This window comes from Pseudoalteromonas rubra, from assembly GCF_005887095.1.
Taxonomy (GTDB): Bacteria; Pseudomonadota; Gammaproteobacteria; order Enterobacterales; family Alteromonadaceae; genus Pseudoalteromonas; species Pseudoalteromonas rubra_E.
On the sequence record NZ_PNCI01000019.1, the window covers coordinates 1 to 16,208 of the forward strand.

Consider the following 16,208-nt stretch of genomic DNA (forward strand, 5'->3'; position numbering starts at 1 on the left):
CTCTTTGGCACTGTTAAATGCTTGGCCTTTATCTATGCTGGCACTAAAAGCAGACGCGATGATAGGGCCAACACCTGGCAGGGATTGCATGATTTCAGCAGCCGGACTGCGCTGGTTTGTATCTCGAAACAGAGAATCGAGTTGTCTTAACTGACGTTCAAAGACTCTCAGCTCGGCGCAAGTTTCATGTATAAGCAACAGAATAACCGGTTGCTGTTGTTGGTCGAGCAAAGTCTGAATGTGGCTGTAAAAAGCGCGATAACTTTTAGGTGTTTCAATGCCAAATTCAAGCAAAAAACTCCGGGTCTGGTTCAGGCATGCGGTACGCGCCTTAATTAACCTTTCTCTCATCCGGTGCAGTAATAAGACGGCTTGCTGCGATTCTGATTTCACAGGCACAAAGCGAATGTAAGGCCGCTGACTGGCTTCATAAATGGCCAGACAATCATTTTTATCGTTTTTATTCCCTCTGACAAAAGGGGTAACATGCTGCGCAGGTACCAAATGTGCTTTATGACCTGCTTTGATACACACTCTTCCCCAGTAGTGTGCGCAGCTACAGGCCTCCATAACCACTTTACAAGGCGGCATATTTTGAATGGTTTCTTTCAACTTCTGACGATTAACCCGGCGTGAGAAACAAGGCTTGCCGTGTTTATCCACACCGAGTAATTGAAAAACGTTTTTAGCCAGATCAATGGATAATGTGCTAACTTGATTCATGATGGATGCTCCTGTTAACTGTATATATCACTCTCAGTTTGGCGCATTGACGCCGATTTAGGAGCGTCCATCTCATCACCCACCCAAAAATGGTGCACTTCAATTTAGAACATAGGCCGAGTAGGGCTGTGAATTTACAGGTCGATGTTTCCTGTCTCCTGAAAATTTATATCTGTTGTGACAATATTTGAACATTTGCTTATAGTATAGTTTCGCTGAGGTTAAATTTGACTGTTTCTTGTTGCGACCTCATTCATGTCGCACCATTTTTTTGAGACCAGGTTAAGGAAGACGTATGAGTAAAAAAATCCTGTGGGGTCTAATGACGCTTTCTGCAACACTTGTCGCTTTTTATGCTCTAGGGTTGCTAACAGTACCGAGTATTAGGCCGCCTTTTGTACAAAATCTGTTTTCGAAATTTCCTAATATTACATCAATTCATTTTGCAGGTGGTGCAGTTGCTATAGTCACTGGCGCGTTGCAATTTAGTACTTCTCTCAGGCGCAAGTATTTATCTCTACATAAAACCATCGGTCGTTTCTATGTAGGCTCAATCATTTTTAGCGGTATTGCTAGTCTTGTGTTAGCTATCAACTCTGTTGGAGGAGGGTATGTGCAGTGGGGGTTTGGACTCATGGCGGTATTTTGGTTGGTGACAACCATAAAGGCTTACCACCTAATTCGCCAGGGCGATGTGAAATCGCATGAAAGATGGATGATGCGAAGTTACTCAGTAACCTTGGCCGGAGTAACTTTAAGGCTTTATTTAGGACTAAGTGTTGTCTTAGGTGTAAAATTTTTAGATGCATACCCTGTTTTGGCCTGGCTTTGCTGGGTTCCAAATTTATTGATAACAGAATGGTATCTTAGACATAAAGCGAAGGCCGAAACTTTCCCTGAGAAGTTAGGTGTTGGTTCCTAGCACAACTTAGTCTGAACGCTAAATATGCCGTGACCTTGTTACCCGTTTTTGCTGCTAACTAATTTGGTAGCTCATAACTAAAACTGCATACTCACCGATAGCATAAAACTGCGCTTTGGCTGAGGGATGAGTGAGTTGGCCCAGCCCTGTGAGCGCTGCTCAAAATCATCACCACTGGCTGCGGCTTCTGCCCCCGAGTGGTAATAGATTTCATCAAAGATATTTTTTACTTTCAGTGCGACTTCGAACGATTCGAACCGGTAAATGATATTGGCGTCTACCGTTAAATAGGCGTCATTTTCTCTGTCTTTAGCACGCAAAGTGTTTCTCAAATACAAAGGTTTACTTGAGACCCAGTTGGCCCTGACGTTCACATTGAGTGCCTCATTGACAGGCACATTGAGCCCGGCGCTGATCTTGTGTGGCGCGATATCTCCAAGATCGACATCCATATCCTGACAGGGGTTGTAGGTGAGTGTGTTATTGATTGCGATATCCCGGCAATTTTCGATCCCTTCACCGACCCACAGGCCCAGAGCGTGGTCGTAGCTGACGCTGCTTTTGGTTTTCGTGTGGGTGTAATACAGATAACCAGAGATATTGGCTGCACCCGTTATAAAATTACTGAATTCAAACTTACCGCGATATTCCAGTCCGTAGGTGCTGCGCTTTCCTGCATTTTCCGCTTCTTCTTTTACTACATCGTCGTATCTGGCTGTAAACAAAGACAAGTCATGCAGCCAGTTGTCTTGCTGATACATATAAATGAGTTCAACGTTTTCCGCCTTTTCAGGTTTCAGATCCGGATTGGCAGAGCGACCGCTCCAGCCACCCCAAAGTTGTATGGGGGCAGGTTCCTGAAAAGCCGTGCCATAGAGCATTTTGATGGTTGATTTGTCTGACAAAAAATAAATAGCAGAGGCCCTGGGATTGGTGGTACTGCCATATAAGCTGTTTTTGTCGTACCTTATGCCAGCATTGACTCGCCAGTCATTGATATTCCAGATGGCCTGAATGTAGGCGCCCCGATCAGTCAGGCTAGCCAGGTTTTCGTCTGGCATGCGGCTGAGAGTGTCTGGCTGGATATTAATGGTGTCGTCTGTATTAAGTGCAACGCCATCTCCCGCGGTTTCGGGTGTATCTGAGGAGCAAAAAGTTTCGGCAAAGTAACCGCAGGCATCGTACGCCTTAGTCAACTCTTTGTCCTCAAATTTAATGCCACCGCTGATCTTTAGCTGCTCAGAGTAATCGAATTCATAATCTTGTTTAAACAGCCAGCTTTTATTGCTGGTTCGCCAGTGTGAAATGGTTAAGGTTGAGACCACATCCGGACCCGTCAGGGCAGTGGAGCCAGGGAAGGATTCAACCCAATAACCCCCATTGCCACTTTTTCTGCTCAGCAGCAGGGTATTTACCTGTACTTTATCTTTTAAAGTGCCTGCATGGCGCAGGTAATATTGCTCGGAGTTGCGATACCACTGCGCTGCAGGCTGTGCTCTGTCGTGAGGGTATTGCGGCCCCCAACCATGGCGCATGTCCCATTCTATGACCCCTAACGTCAGGTTTTTGAACCCGATATCGGCCAAAATACCCCATTCTCGTTGTGGGTCGTGGTAGGCACCAAAATCATTGTATTTAGAACTATGAGGACAGCCATCGGCTTCACAATTGGCAGACAACGCGGTGTCATAAATAACAGGTCCCCAGATATCCCGGTTGCTCAATAATTCGTTGCTGACAAAGCCCCAGGGGGCCAAATCGTCTATGTCGGCTTCATCACTTGAGTAGTATTTAGCTGACAGGTTATAGGTCAGCTCGTTGTGGCTGCCACCCGCGGCGATATCAATGCTCTGCGTATCATAGCTGCCCGACTGAACATTCACGTTAAAAAAGTCATCACCCTGGTGAGATTCTTTGGCGTCGGACGTAACCAGGTTAATGATCCCTAAGAATGCATTGGGGCCATATACCGCGCCAACGGGGCCATATAATACTTCGATCCGCGCTATATTCGATAGCGGATAATTTTTTGACAAAGTAGCCTCATGATACCACAGGTGATTGTCGACTATGCCATTGACCAGCATCAGTGTACGTTGGGTGAGGGGAGTACGATAGCCGCGCTGATAGGTGATTACACCACCATTGCCATTGGTGACTGTGCTATCAAACCCAGGCAGATCCAGGATCACTTCATCAATACTTGTATATCCGCGCTGCCTTATATCGGCTGCGGTAATGATCACCATAGCAGCAGGGGCGTCACGTAATGTTTCTTCGATGCCGGAGGCCGATGATACAGTCAGGTCGAGCAAGTCTTCCAGACTAAGTTCCATCAAGGTGTCGAGTTCATCTCCTAGTGCAACCCCAGATGAACCGAATAGAAGCACGGAAGAAAACAAGAGGACTGCTGAAGTGTGGCCAGGTTTTTTCTTAGTCATAAGTTTGCCTTAGCCCTACAAGCTGTAGCGCTCCGATGACTTGTTACCCGAGCAAAATGCTGAATTACCATAGCCAATGCAAAACTTATTCTAGTCTTTGGAGATTAGAATAAACTCCTTGTTTGTCAAGGTTTCAGGAGTTCATGGCTTCTCTTCTCGGCGGACCAACACACTTATTCTGCCTGCATATAAAGCTTAGGCAGGTTGCCTTCTAAGCATTTCACGAATGCACTGTAATCAGTCAGTGCAAGTTGATGCAGGCCTCTGGGTTTAGCTGATGTGCTAACCAGTCTGACGCCTAGATCGAACAGTTCAGCGGGGTGAATGGTCGCACTCTGTCCCTGAACAATAATGTGATCACATCCTTCAGCTGCACTAAGCAAGTGCCCCATAGTCCCATTTGACAGAGCTGATCCAGTGATGGATACCAGATCTGCACGGCGTAATTCAGAGACATCACAGCCATCAGAAAAGGAGACGCGGGTATGAGGGAAGTGAGCTCTATAATAGGCTTGTCTGGCTTCAACTCTTTTTTTGAACTTAACGATTGCGCTATCGATAACGAGAATATTTGGTGTCTGGGTATGGTGGATCAAATAATCCATATAACCACCAAACCCGACGACAACGGCCTTATTGACCGAGGGCAAAAAAGAGGCTTCGAATCTATCTGAAACTGAAAAACCATTTGCCTGCTCTATAAAAGGCTGCGAAAGGGCACTAACCAGGCACGCTTTTAAGCACATCTGTAACAAGCTCTTGTGCTCGGTCGCGGTTAAAAAATCCAAAAGGAGCGGGTCGTACTTAAGCCGCTCAGTGAGCTTGGCTGTTGTGTTTGCTATTGCCTCTTGCGACTTAAACCGGAAATAGTTCATACAACAACCGGTGTTGTCGTTATTGAGCGTAATCACACAAAATGTGTTGCTCAGGAAAATTGATTTTATATGGACAGCTAGTCCTGGCAAGACTCGTTCAAGTGTGTCATCCAGTATTTTTGAGTCCGGGTAGGGCAAGGGTTTAAGGCCTGTATCGTTTGCCGGGCTCGCGGTTTCTTTCACGTCGGTCACATCCAGACTGGGGATGACATTATCCATGCCCCTTTGGAAGCTCTTTGACTGGGTTATGGCACTTTTACAGTTATTTTTAAACGGAAAACCTAAACCTGTTGCGGCTCCTTCAATGTCTGTCTCACTCAGATAGTTAACCGTGAATTTGTCTCTGGTGGCATCTGTGTTGGTAGAAATTTTGAGTAAAGGTGTTTTTATCTCCGCAATGCCATGCATGGCGGTCCATGCGCATGGCGCGCCAAACAATGTCAGCATGTCATTTAATAAAGATGTGTACCCCATATCACCAGCAAGTGCCATCCAGTTTTCGGCCTGAACCAAAGCATGCTGGCAGTTGGGGGAACACGGGGCATAACTTAGTGTACTAACCCCCAGCTTTTTAAAAGTTTGGTTGAGCAGTGGGGCGTTTTCAAATGTGATGTTGAGCAGTTGTTCGTTGCTATTGAGGGCATGTGCTGCACTCAGATAGGTAGGGTCCTGACACTGATACAGATATTCTAAATCATGGTTGAAATTGGTACAGCATTGTGGGGCGTTGATAAGCGAGTATATCGATTTTAAATCAGCTTGTTGCCAAGCCGTAAGAAATTGTTCGGCATCGTTTTCTAAACAGCATAGCCAGTAGGGTCTGTTGCTGAATAAGTTTAGGGTAGAAGGAGGCAGCCTGATAATTGTAAGCTGCCTGTGACGCTGAGTGGCCAAACGCAGATTGTCGGCTTGTTTTTGGGTCAGCTCCAGTAGTGCACAAGGATAGTGGCCAGATAAGACCGCTTCAGCAAAAACGTGTGGCACCAAATCCCGAATTGCGTTTATCTTGGGGGCCCAGAGAGTGCGAGCCTGATCGCTCACCCAGGCCCACCTAAAGAAGGCCGGCAGCTTAAAATTAAGCCGTTGCTGTTCTAGTGTGTCATGTATGCGGCTAAATTCAGGTTGCATTGTTGACTCCTTCTTTTTGCTGCATTAGGTACAATATGTATTCAATACTCGGATTCTGACGATTTGCCCAGGCCTCTAAGTAAAACGCTTCAATCTCTGAGCGCTTGCTACTTAGGCTGAGGGGGTCTTTTCCAGCATCAAGGAGCTGCTGTTCAAGCTTTTCGAAAATCTTGAACCACACTGCACAGTATTCTGTTCTATTGCGCCAATCCCCATTGATTGATGTGCCCGGGCATTGTCCTTTACACATGGAAAAAAAGCGGCAGCCCTGACAGCCACCGTTGGCTTGGGGGGTGTGGAATAAAGCGATATATCGCTCATAACCTGGTTGTTCTGATTTTACAAAATCGATTCCATCTTTATTGGTTCTGCCGCAATTGCTACTTTGACCAAACCCTTCAACGCCTCTTACGGCGTTGGTTGTGTAGGGATCGCATGCTCTCCAAACACAGCTCGTTTTGCTGTCCTGGCCTGTCAGTAACTTAGTGACTTCTGAAAAAATATCTAGGCTAATGGCACTAAGCTCTTGCTCCAGGTCCAAGAAAAAATTAAGTGCAGTCAGATTCTCTCGCTCGTTAAGCACGTATTTCTGTCTTACTAACTCATTGTCAGATTCCAATAAGTGCAGGCGAACCTTTCTGATCCCCATATTATCCAGACGGAAAAACCATTCCCGCATGGTCGCCAGTTTGTCTTGTGTAGCGTTATTTCTGTGTAGTGTCACTATGATACTTGGAGCCAGCCCCTCCTGACACAGCCGGTAAATGGCACTTTCTGTCTTCTGTGTAAGAGCTCGGGTCTTTTTCAAAGAGCCAGCCCATCGAACATCATTCAATATGCCGGGCCCGTCGATGGAGATACCAACATGGACGTTGAACTTTTTAAATAAGCGAATGTGATTAGCGTTAATTAATGTGCCATTCGTTTGTACCGCATTGTGGCCAAACTGCTCAAAACCCCACTGCCATAGAGAAGCAAGATCTGCTTCAGGTACCATCAGGGCCTCGCCACCAAATAAAGTAAAAGAATCGGCCCCTTCTTCGAGAATAGCCTGTTTCATGGCATTCAGATCATAGTCTTTAGTCAGATTTCCAGCATCTCGTTGAGGGTTTTGATAACAATATTGACACGCAATATTACATTTTACGCCCAGGGGTCTTAGCTCGACGTCCATAGTGGTTTCCTCTAGTTCGAACTCGGGAGTTTTAAACGCATTCGGTAGTTCTCAGGTCTGGCTTGCAAAATGCCGAGATCTGGTTGCTCGACGCCTTGTTTACGGGGCACTATTCTAAAGTCCATACTCATGCGCGTTGTTTCGGATGTGTTAGTCACGCTGCCATGAGACAAATAACCGCTATCAAACAGCAGTGCCTGGCCATATTTCACGGATATTGGCTGGTAATCCCCACGGCCGTACTGCGTTTCGCACCAGATGGTGTTTTGTAGCTGAGTATCGACAAAAGGCACCCACACGGTGACATCATTATGTTGCCCGGTCACCTCAGTATCTCTGTGCCAGGCACTGACACTGCTAGACCCAGCCATTTGCACTCTAAAAACGGGTTCAGCGGGAAAGTTGATGTTGTTATGAAACAGCGGCGCGATAACAAATTCGACAAACCGATAATACAAATCGAGTAGCCCGCTGGGTTTTGCCTGATCGGCAAGGTATTTTCGCTCAGTGATGTTTTGTTTATAACTGATCAACTCATCCGGATTATGGTCCGGAGTTTTCAGAAGGTAGGCGCGATGAAATAATGCCAGATCTTGTGTATTGAAGATCTTGTCAGCAATAATTGTTGCAAAGTCGTATTCCTGAGTGTCGTATTCGACAATTTTGAATACGGCATTGGCCTGATTGTTTTCTTTCATAGTCAATACGTTATAAATTGAACTGGCCAATCAAAATGATTGGCCAGGAAGTTACTTGTCGTTAGTCTTTATCTGTGTGAGTTGTTACATCGACAACAACATCCACATCGATATCAATATCGACGTCCACTACCGCAATAGCATCTACGTCAATATCAATGTCTATATCGACGTCAACATCGACATCGCTGTGGGTTTCTTTGTCGGTGTGAGCAACTACTTCGTCAACCGTCAGCTTACGCGCCACTACATTCGGAAGATCCGAAAGAATAGATGTCGCCTCCAAAGCTGCCGTTTGCTCGATCTCATACTCGATTTCTATCGACTTAGGTTTCATTACAGTCATTGTTAATCTCCTAATTCAGATCAAGATTCATGAGGCTGTTGGGCCTCACACATTTTTCTTACTAAGCCGTTCAGTAAACGGAAAGTAAAGCGCACCCGCTGCCAACGTGACCATATCAAGTGACTATTTGGACTCGTACTTTGCAGTCCTAAAATAGTGAGTACTTTCCTTACTTCGATAGGGAGTTGTTGTTCTGTTTGTAGGCCTGGTTCTTTTGAAGCTAATCCATACCCCAACCAGTTGTGTGCTCCGGATGCTCGAGTGTCACTTTTGTTTATTCCTTTAAACCTTGCTAATCCCGTACTGCTATCAACTTCGAAATTCAGTTTTACCTGTCTGAAGTTGCACAACTGCCCAGTGACGTTGGGTATGTCGTTCCATATTAAGTCGACAGTGCCAGGGCTGGAGTCTATTGATTGCAACTGCACAACTGCGTTTTCATCCCCTAGTGCGACAATGAGTTCGTTTGGTTGTTTTGCATCGAACAGCAGGTCCGGACCATCGGGAAAAAGCGTGCCGTCAGCTCGATGTACTGCGCTGATATAATGACCATTGAAGTCTGCAATTGATGATGGTTGTTGAGGTGGGGCGACCATTCCCGCGACGAAATTGGCCTGAGCTGGCTTTTCACCCGTTTTCCATAAAAAGCCAACGCATTTGGGCACCTGAGTAATTGGATCTATTAGAAACTGAATGATGCCGTTGTTTAGGTTGCCGCCGGCGTTTTGCCATTCAATTTTGTTGTCGTCAAAATGGACTTCGTCAACTTTATGCCCGCCCAGTAAGAGTTCTTTGCCATTGAATTTAAGTTCAACTTCTCCCTGCCACTGTCCTTTTAAATATAAGTAGCCACTGTAATATCCAATAAGAGGTTGGCTGTAAGATCTGGACTTAAGACCTCTTAATTGAACTTGCTCCCCATTTGGTAGCGTTGTCTGGCTGCTGTGGAGTACTGTATTTCGGGTATCTTCATCATACGAGAAATCAATACGGCTGTTGTTCCAGTATACGCTCTGGTCTTCATATTTAGTCACGTCAATGGCCTGTCCATCAATGGCTAATAGAGCCTGTGAGGTCGCAAACGGTGGCTGTGCATGTAAGCGAATGCTGGGACCTTTTTGCCAATTATTCCCGTCTTGACTTATTTCGGTTTCATACTGTCCGATCAGGGTTGTAATGGTACTGGAATCGGGAGTGAGTTCGGTGGCAGATAATGTATGCTCCGAGGGTTCATCGCAGTCTTTTGGCCAAACCTTACCTGAAACCGAGCGGATCAACTGGCCTTGCGAATTAGTGTTTACGATAAACTTAAGTTCGCCGTTGACCTCATTTCCTTCATCTGCGTACCAAGTAAGCACCTGGTTGTTAAAAGAAAAGCTAACAACTGGGGTCAGATTGATATAAACCAGACTGGCACTATTATGGTTGGGGTCTCCGACGACAGTGACAACATCCCCAGTGTCAGCGTTGTGATAGACACCGGTCCAGGGAAGTAACATACTGGCATTCACTCTGTCACAGGCTGAAGGCAAGTGCAGCAGTGCTGCCTGAAAGCCGTTTTGTTTTATCCAGCCATTTGCTTTATAGAGGAAATCATCGCCATCTTTATTGTCAATCAGTTGCTGTCTGAATAAGCCAGAGAGTTCTGCATTACTGAGCAATTCAAGCACCAATTTCTCATTGGGGGAGGTATCAACCAGACCACCCTTGGCTGCAAGTTGAGCGTAGCTTTCACTGCGCATAGCAAGCAGGTTTTTCTCTATGTTATTCAAGCCGGGGAAAACGTCATCGGATACCGCGGCAACAGGATCGTTGAGGTAGAGATCCTGTAGCTCTGTATCGCGAGCTAGTTCCAATAAAAACTCTGCGGCACGGGTGTTTGGTTGGAATTGATATTCTTTAGGCACTCGAAAGTGGTCGAATTCGTCGATTGCCGCCATTTCCCGTGGTGAGTATGCATCAATCACCCTGAAGCGGGTCGTTTTCGCTGGCTTATCGCCTTCTTTAGCGAACCCTAAGCGGATCGCCATTTCCATATCTGTGGTTGCAGCTTCTTTTGGTGGGATGTAGAAAGTTGAAATGCCGGTAAAGGTTTTCCGTACTCTTGGGTCAAGCATGTCACTTAACTTATACACAGCTATGGTAGGTTCAAACGTAGCGTGTCTGGCTGCAATATAGTGTGTGATCTCGTAATCCTCACCATAGTAGCTCTGCAAGTATTCTATCAATATTGGAAATTTATCGTTGATAAACCCTTTTCGGCGATAGCCCATTTCACCGATCAGGCCAACTTGCCACAAAACAAGGTGGGTTTGGATATCAAGATAGCGTTTTCTTAGTAAAACCTCCGATGCCTCGAATGTTTGCATGCCCGGATATGAAGGATCGACGCCTAAATCGGCACACAAACAATCCAGAGCTGAAATACCGGGTTTCATGACCGCATAATGTCCCTCTCTTTTCGCAATCGCGATGGCTCTGTGCGTTGAAAGTACAAAAATCCCTGGGTGACCATAAAAAATACACACTACTTTTTGTCCTTTTCGGACGTAGTGCAGCATGGCCTCTGTCATTTGCATATAGGTGTGGTATCTGGGTTTTGTATCATCGTATAAAACGTACAGGTCGTAGGCGTCAGGTCTTACCTCCCTGAGCCAGAGCTGGGTAGGTGGGCTGGAAACACAATAGAATACTTTGTCGGCCATTCGAATGAGCGCTTCGCTGTCCATAGTGAAACCCAGACCCTGTAATCCCGAACCAATAACTATTAAGGAGCCCTGCTGCTCTTTACTTACGGGTGTCGGAGATTGTGTGATGCTGGTTTTACAAGCTGCCATTTCAGCGGTCAATTCATGCCAACGCTGGTTATGGGCTTCCCGTTGTTCATCAATTTCATTCACGTTATTCTGCGTTTCCATAATCTTCTCTTTTGTGTCCAGTTATTGTTAGGGCATCCACTTATCTGAAAACCACATCCCCGAAAATACGTATGCGATTTCTGAAAGCGAATCACCAAAGTCGATTACGACGTTTTGAGCTACCGAGTGTTGTCTATGGGCTTGTACTAACCTCAGACCACCGCTTCGATTGCATATACACAATCGTTCGCTCAAAAGCCTTCTGCTTGGTTTGTGTTTAAGTTGGGATTTATATGCAGTATTTGCCGGGCGTATCTATCAGGCGCAATGATTTATCTGACAAAAACTGATGACGGTATAAGAAACCCGATAAGTTGATGAGATATTCTGTGACTTCTGTAAAGAGGCCGTCACAAAGTGGGTTGACATAGCTCGGTGATGAATGGGCATGGCTTACAGGAGGCGCTGTTTGTTCCATTGTTGTGATCATAATGACGCTCCTTTTCCATCTGTCCGTTGAGTTATAGGTTGACTCTGACGATTATCTAAAGCTAGGACAGAATGTTTGAAAAAAATATTACAGCGTATTACACCACTGAACTGAGCGTGTACATTGGAAGTGTTTGTGTGCTGGATAGTCGACTATTTCAGCCTGTTGATAGCAGCCTGAACAGCAATTGGGTTCAGGCTGATATGATTAAAAATAAGCCGAATAGGATAGGGATAAAAAGTCCAGGCCGGGGTTCGGGCTCTTAAATCCCGCATTGGAGTAATGCATGTAGCGAATGGCAATATTGGCATCGTCCATCTGATAAACCAGCCCAATACGATCCTCAAACTGATAGTGTGTACTGACATTTTTACCCGCGAATTGTGTGTCATCCAGCAAGGCAAGTCCAATTCCGAACTCCACAGCAAGCGGACGACCCTGATAGGTGGTGAATGGATATCTGACCACCGGCGAAACAGCGAGCACAAAATTACCATCGTGATGATTTTCTTCTCCATAACGCCAGACATTAATGCTGCTTTCAAAGTGAATATCAAAGTGACGCCAGGCTCGGGGCAAGTCCAGCTCAGGGTGATATTGATAGGCCAGTTTAATGCCATCGACGCTGCCTTCGCCGTGAATATAGTGAATGGCGTAACCATGTTGTTGTGTCTGTGCCGGGGCTGCCAGGGAAATAAGAAATCCCAGTACGAATAGGGTTGCTCTGATCATAATTAAAACCAATCCAGTATAAGAGAATACACGTATTGTCGGGATATGAATTGCCAATAAAAAGGCATCGAATGGAACAGCATTGGTGTTGATTTGGCATCAAAAAGTTAGGTGTTTGATTTTTATTAGAAAATCAATTGGTGCCGTATCGGCACTAATATGGTGCTAATTCGTGTGTTTTTCATCTGCAAAGTTAGCGCTAAACTTGCCTCATTGACACATAACGGAGCGGATCATGAAAAGACTAATGCAACTTATGCTGGTGGTGATACTGGCGTTTGGTAGTTTACACAGCTTGGCTGCGACTGACACACAAAGTAACCCTTATGGCCTTATCAAATCGGTGGGCGATCAGTTGTTTGTGGATATCAGTAAGCTGAATACGCTGGAAGAGGCTCAGAAGAAAGCTGAACTCAAAAAGCTGGTACGTGCACAACTGATGCCGCATATCGACATTAAATACGTCTCTTTTAAGTTGCTTGGCAAACATGTTCGTGAAATTAAGCGTGAACAGGCCGTGACCTTTATTGATGCGGTAGAGCAGTATCTGGCAAACACTTATGCAAATGCTCTGATGAGCTACAAAGGCCAGCAGGTCAATTTTATCGAACCCGTGGTAAGCAATGACAGCAAATTTGCATCGGTCAAATCTGAAATCGTTGAACCCAACGCACCAACTATCGACATCGTATTCAAGTTCCGCAAAAACAATTCAGGTGAGTGGCAGGTGTATGATCTGGTTGCCGAAAGTATTTCATTACTCAGTGCAAAGCAAAAAGAGATCACAGCGCGGATCAGCGAAGTAGGGATAGATCAGGTAAGCAAAGAGCTGGTTGCTAAGAGCTAACCGACACCTATTTAATTTAAGACACAATTTGCGTCCTTCAGGCGGGTATTCACTCTTACCCATGAGATCCAATCTTCTCCGATTGCCCGCCTTTTTTTTCTCTCAGCGGTATCTGGTTTATCTAGTATCTTTGGCTTGTCGCTGTTATATCAGCCATAGTAAGATGGCGACCATTAATCGAATTAGAACAGTGTAATATGCGGCAACCGGTTCACCACCAAGGTTTAAGCTTGCTTTATCGATACACTGTCAAAAATTAAGAACGCTATATTATGCAATTATCACCTTCACTTTCAGCTTTGGTTGAGTCTCTGCGTTGTTTACCAGGCATTGGACCTAAGTCCGCTCAGCGAATTGCCTTTCATTTACTCGAAAGAGACCGCAGTGGTGGCACTGCACTTGGGCAGAGTTTGCTGCAGGCGATGGATAAAATTGGCCATTGCGAATCCTGCCGTACGTTTTCAGAAACGCCGGTGTGTGATATCTGTAGCAACGTAAAACGTCAGGATAGCGGGCTATTGTGTGTGGTTGAGTCACCGAGTGATGTGCTGGCTATCGAGCAAACCGGTCAGTATCAGGGGGTATATTTTGTATTGATGGGCCACTTGTCACCCCTTGACGGCATAGGCCCGAACGAAATCGGTATGGATGTGCTGGAAAAAACGCTGGCAAATGGCAACATTAATGAGGTGATCCTGGCAACGAATCCAACGGTGGAAGGGGAGGCAACTGCACACTTTATTGGCGAGATGTGCCATCAACATAACGTGACCGCTTCGCGGATAGCACATGGTATGCCGGTTGGCGGTGAGCTGGAGCTGGTCGATGGTATGACCCTGATGCATGCCTTTAGTGGCCGAAAAGCGATTTAATGAAAGCCCGGCAGGGCTTTTTAGGTTTTTTGACCGAGAAATATACTATCTATCACTTTTTTCACTTTTTCCCCTTGAAAAATTCCTACCCAGCACAATATACCTGAGCATAACGCAAGTTAACTGATTAACTATGTACTACTATTGTGTACCAAATAAGTTAGGGTGTACCAAATGACTACAGAAAATACTAAAGAAAATCATTCATTTAGTGCCAATACGAAGCAGTTGCTTCAGCTGATGATCCACAGCTTGTACTCAAACAAAGAGATCTTTTTACGTGAGCTGGTATCCAATGCGTCGGATGCCGCTGACAAATTACGCTTCTTAGCGCTGCAAAACGGCGACCTGTACGAAGGTGACGCTGAGCTGCGCGTACGCATCAGCGCCGACAAAGACGCGAAGACGGTAACCATTTCTGACAATGGTATCGGTATGACCCGCGACGAAGTGATCAGCTCTCTAGGCACTATCGCTAAGTCAGGTACGGCTGAGTTCTTTAAAAACCTGACAGGTGATGAAGCAAAAGACTCTCAGTTGATCGGCCAGTTTGGTGTTGGTTTTTATTCTGCCTTTATCGTTGCTGATGAAGTGACTGTACGTACGCGTAAAGCGGGCGAGACTCAGGCGGTTGAGTGGCAGTCAAAAGGCGAGGGTGAATATACCCTGGCTGATATTGAAAAAGCAGAGCGCGGAACCGAAATCGTTCTTCACCTGCGTGAAGAAGAGCTGGAATTTGCCGATGACTTCCGTCTTCGTTCAATCGTGACTAAGTACTCAGATCATATCTCTATCCCGGTAGAAATGTTTAAAGCTCCGGTGCCAGAATCAGAAGGTCCGGATGGCGAGAAAATTGAAGCTCAGCCTGGCGAGTGGGAAGGTATTAACCGTGCCACAGCGCTGTGGACGCGCGACAAATCTGAGATCAGCGACGAAGAATATAAAGAGTTCTATAAGCACGTGGGCCACGACTGGGAAGAGCCACTAACCTGGGCACACAACAAAGTCGAGGGCAAAACGGAATACACCAGCTTACTGTATATTCCAAAGAAAGCGCCATTCGACATGTGGAACCGTGACCGTCAGACAGGTCTGAAGTTGTACGTGCAGCGCGTATTTATTATGGATGACGCAGAACAGTTTATGCCAAGCTACCTGCGTTTTGTAAAAGGTCTGTTAGATTCAAACGATCTGCCACTGAACGTATCGCGTGAAATTTTACAAGACAACAAAGTAACTCAGGCTATCCGCAAAGGGTGTACGTCTCGTATCCTAAAAATGCTTGATCGCATGGGCAAGAACAAACCGGAAGACTATCAGACTTTCTGGAACGAGTTTGGCCAGGTGGTCAAAGAAGGTCCGGCTGAAGACGCTGCCAATAAAGAAGCGATTGCTAAGTTACTGCGTTTCAGCTCTACCCACACTGACGAGAGTGTCCAAAATGTATCACTTGAGCAGTATATCGAGCGTATGGCTGAAGGTCAGGACAAGATTTACTACGTGGTTGCTGACAGCTTTGAAGCGGCTAAGAGTTCTCCACACCTGGAGATCTTCCGTAAGAAAGGCATCGAAGTACTGCTATTGTCAGACCGTGTTGATGAGTGGATGATGAGCCATCTGACTGAGTTTGCTGAGAAGCAGTTCCAGTCTATTACTCGCGGTGACCTTGACCTGGGCGATATGGAAGATGAAGAAAGCAAAAAAGCGCAGGAAGAGAGCGAAAAGCAAGTCGAAGGTCTGGTAGAGCGTATTAAAGATGCGCTGGGCGATAAAGTGAAAGAAGTGCGCTTTACGCACCGACTGACTGATTCTCCGGCTTGTGTAGTGGTAGATGACCATGATATGAGTTCACAGATGCAAAAACTGATGGAATCGATTGGTCAGTCTGCCCCAGAGTCTAAGCCAATTTTTGAGCTGAATCCTGAGCACCAACTGGTTAAACACCTGAATGTTGAACAGGACGAAGACAAATTTGCACAGTGGTCAGAAGTCTTACTGGATCAGGCTCTGCTTGCTGAACGTGGCAGCCTGAAAGATCCTGCTGGTTTTGTCGCTCGTCTGAATAAGCTAATGCTTGATCTGAGCAAATAAGTGCAGCGCAA

The 16,208-nt window shown here is 45.8% G+C and carries 13 protein-coding genes; 4 read left to right on the top strand and 9 right to left on the bottom strand.

Annotated elements, in window-relative coordinates; genetic code table 11:
• The coding region (locus CWB99_RS09480; protein ID WP_138686204.1) for an IS110 family transposase at positions 1-723 on the bottom strand (723 nt) is incomplete at its 3' end.
• 295 nt (positions 724-1,018) lie between these two features.
• Between CWB99_RS09480 and CWB99_RS09485 the strand changes: the two genes are divergently transcribed.
• Positions 1,019-1,645, top strand: a complete 627-nt coding sequence (locus CWB99_RS09485) for a DUF2306 domain-containing protein (RefSeq protein WP_138552906.1) — start codon at positions 1,019-1,021, stop codon at positions 1,643-1,645.
• A 77-nt stretch (positions 1,646-1,722) separates the two neighbouring features.
• Here CWB99_RS09485 and CWB99_RS09490 read toward each other — a convergent pair whose 3' ends face one another.
• The 8 genes from CWB99_RS09490 to CWB99_RS09525 all read right to left on the bottom strand — a co-directional run bounded on the left by CWB99_RS09490 (position 1,723) and on the right by CWB99_RS09525 (position 12,387).
• On the bottom strand, positions 1,723-4,086 hold the full coding sequence (locus CWB99_RS09490; protein ID WP_138552905.1) for a TonB-dependent receptor plug domain-containing protein: 2,364 nt from the start codon (positions 4,084-4,086) through the stop codon (positions 1,723-1,725).
• 173 nt (positions 4,087-4,259) lie between these two features.
• Positions 4,260-6,089, bottom strand: a complete 1,830-nt coding sequence (locus tag CWB99_RS09495) for a Rossmann-like domain-containing protein (RefSeq protein ID WP_138552904.1) — start codon at positions 6,087-6,089, stop codon at positions 4,260-4,262.
• On the bottom strand, positions 6,079-7,263 hold the full coding sequence (locus CWB99_RS09500; protein WP_138552903.1) for a radical SAM protein: 1,185 nt from the start codon (positions 7,261-7,263) through the stop codon (positions 6,079-6,081). Before CWB99_RS09500 ends, CWB99_RS09495 begins: the two co-directional genes overlap by 11 nt.
• An 11-nt stretch (positions 7,264-7,274) precedes the next feature.
• On the bottom strand, positions 7,275-7,961 hold the full coding sequence (locus tag CWB99_RS09505) for a hypothetical protein (protein ID WP_138552902.1): 687 nt from the start codon (positions 7,959-7,961) through the stop codon (positions 7,275-7,277).
• Positions 7,962-8,022: 61 nt separating this feature from the next.
• Complete coding sequence (locus tag CWB99_RS09510) at positions 8,023-8,307, bottom strand: hypothetical protein (RefSeq protein WP_138552901.1); 285 nt, start codon at positions 8,305-8,307, stop codon at positions 8,023-8,025.
• A gap of 20 nt (positions 8,308-8,327) precedes the next feature.
• Complete coding sequence (locus tag CWB99_RS09515; protein ID WP_138552900.1) at positions 8,328-11,225, bottom strand: SAM-dependent methyltransferase; 2,898 nt, start codon at positions 11,223-11,225, stop codon at positions 8,328-8,330.
• Between the two features lie 229 nt (positions 11,226-11,454).
• Entirely contained in the window at positions 11,455-11,655 is a 201-nt protein-coding gene (locus tag CWB99_RS09520) for a hypothetical protein (RefSeq protein ID WP_138552899.1), read from the bottom strand.
• 207 nt (positions 11,656-11,862) lie between these two features.
• The gene (locus CWB99_RS09525; RefSeq protein WP_138552898.1) at positions 11,863-12,387 is read right to left on the bottom strand and encodes an acyloxyacyl hydrolase; all 525 of its coding nucleotides are present in this window, start codon (positions 12,385-12,387) and stop codon (positions 11,863-11,865) included.
• A 247-nt stretch (positions 12,388-12,634) separates the two neighbouring features.
• Here CWB99_RS09525 and CWB99_RS09530 point away from each other — a divergent pair, with 247 nt between their 5' ends.
• The 3 genes from CWB99_RS09530 (at position 12,635) to htpG (ending at position 16,197) form a co-directional block, all read left to right on the top strand.
• Positions 12,635-13,234 carry an MlaC/ttg2D family ABC transporter substrate-binding protein gene (locus CWB99_RS09530; protein WP_432760829.1) on the top strand — a complete coding sequence of 200 codons (600 nt, stop codon included), beginning with the start codon at positions 12,635-12,637 and terminating at the stop codon, positions 13,232-13,234.
• A 272-nt stretch (positions 13,235-13,506) separates the two neighbouring features.
• Complete coding sequence (gene recR, locus CWB99_RS09535) at positions 13,507-14,106, top strand: recombination mediator RecR (RefSeq protein WP_138552896.1); 600 nt, start codon at positions 13,507-13,509, stop codon at positions 14,104-14,106.
• A gap of 174 nt (positions 14,107-14,280) precedes the next feature.
• A complete protein-coding gene (gene htpG / locus CWB99_RS09540) occupies positions 14,281-16,197 on the top strand; it encodes a molecular chaperone HtpG (protein WP_138552895.1) in 1,917 nt (638 codons plus the stop codon).
• Positions 16,198-16,208: the final 11 nt, after the last annotated feature.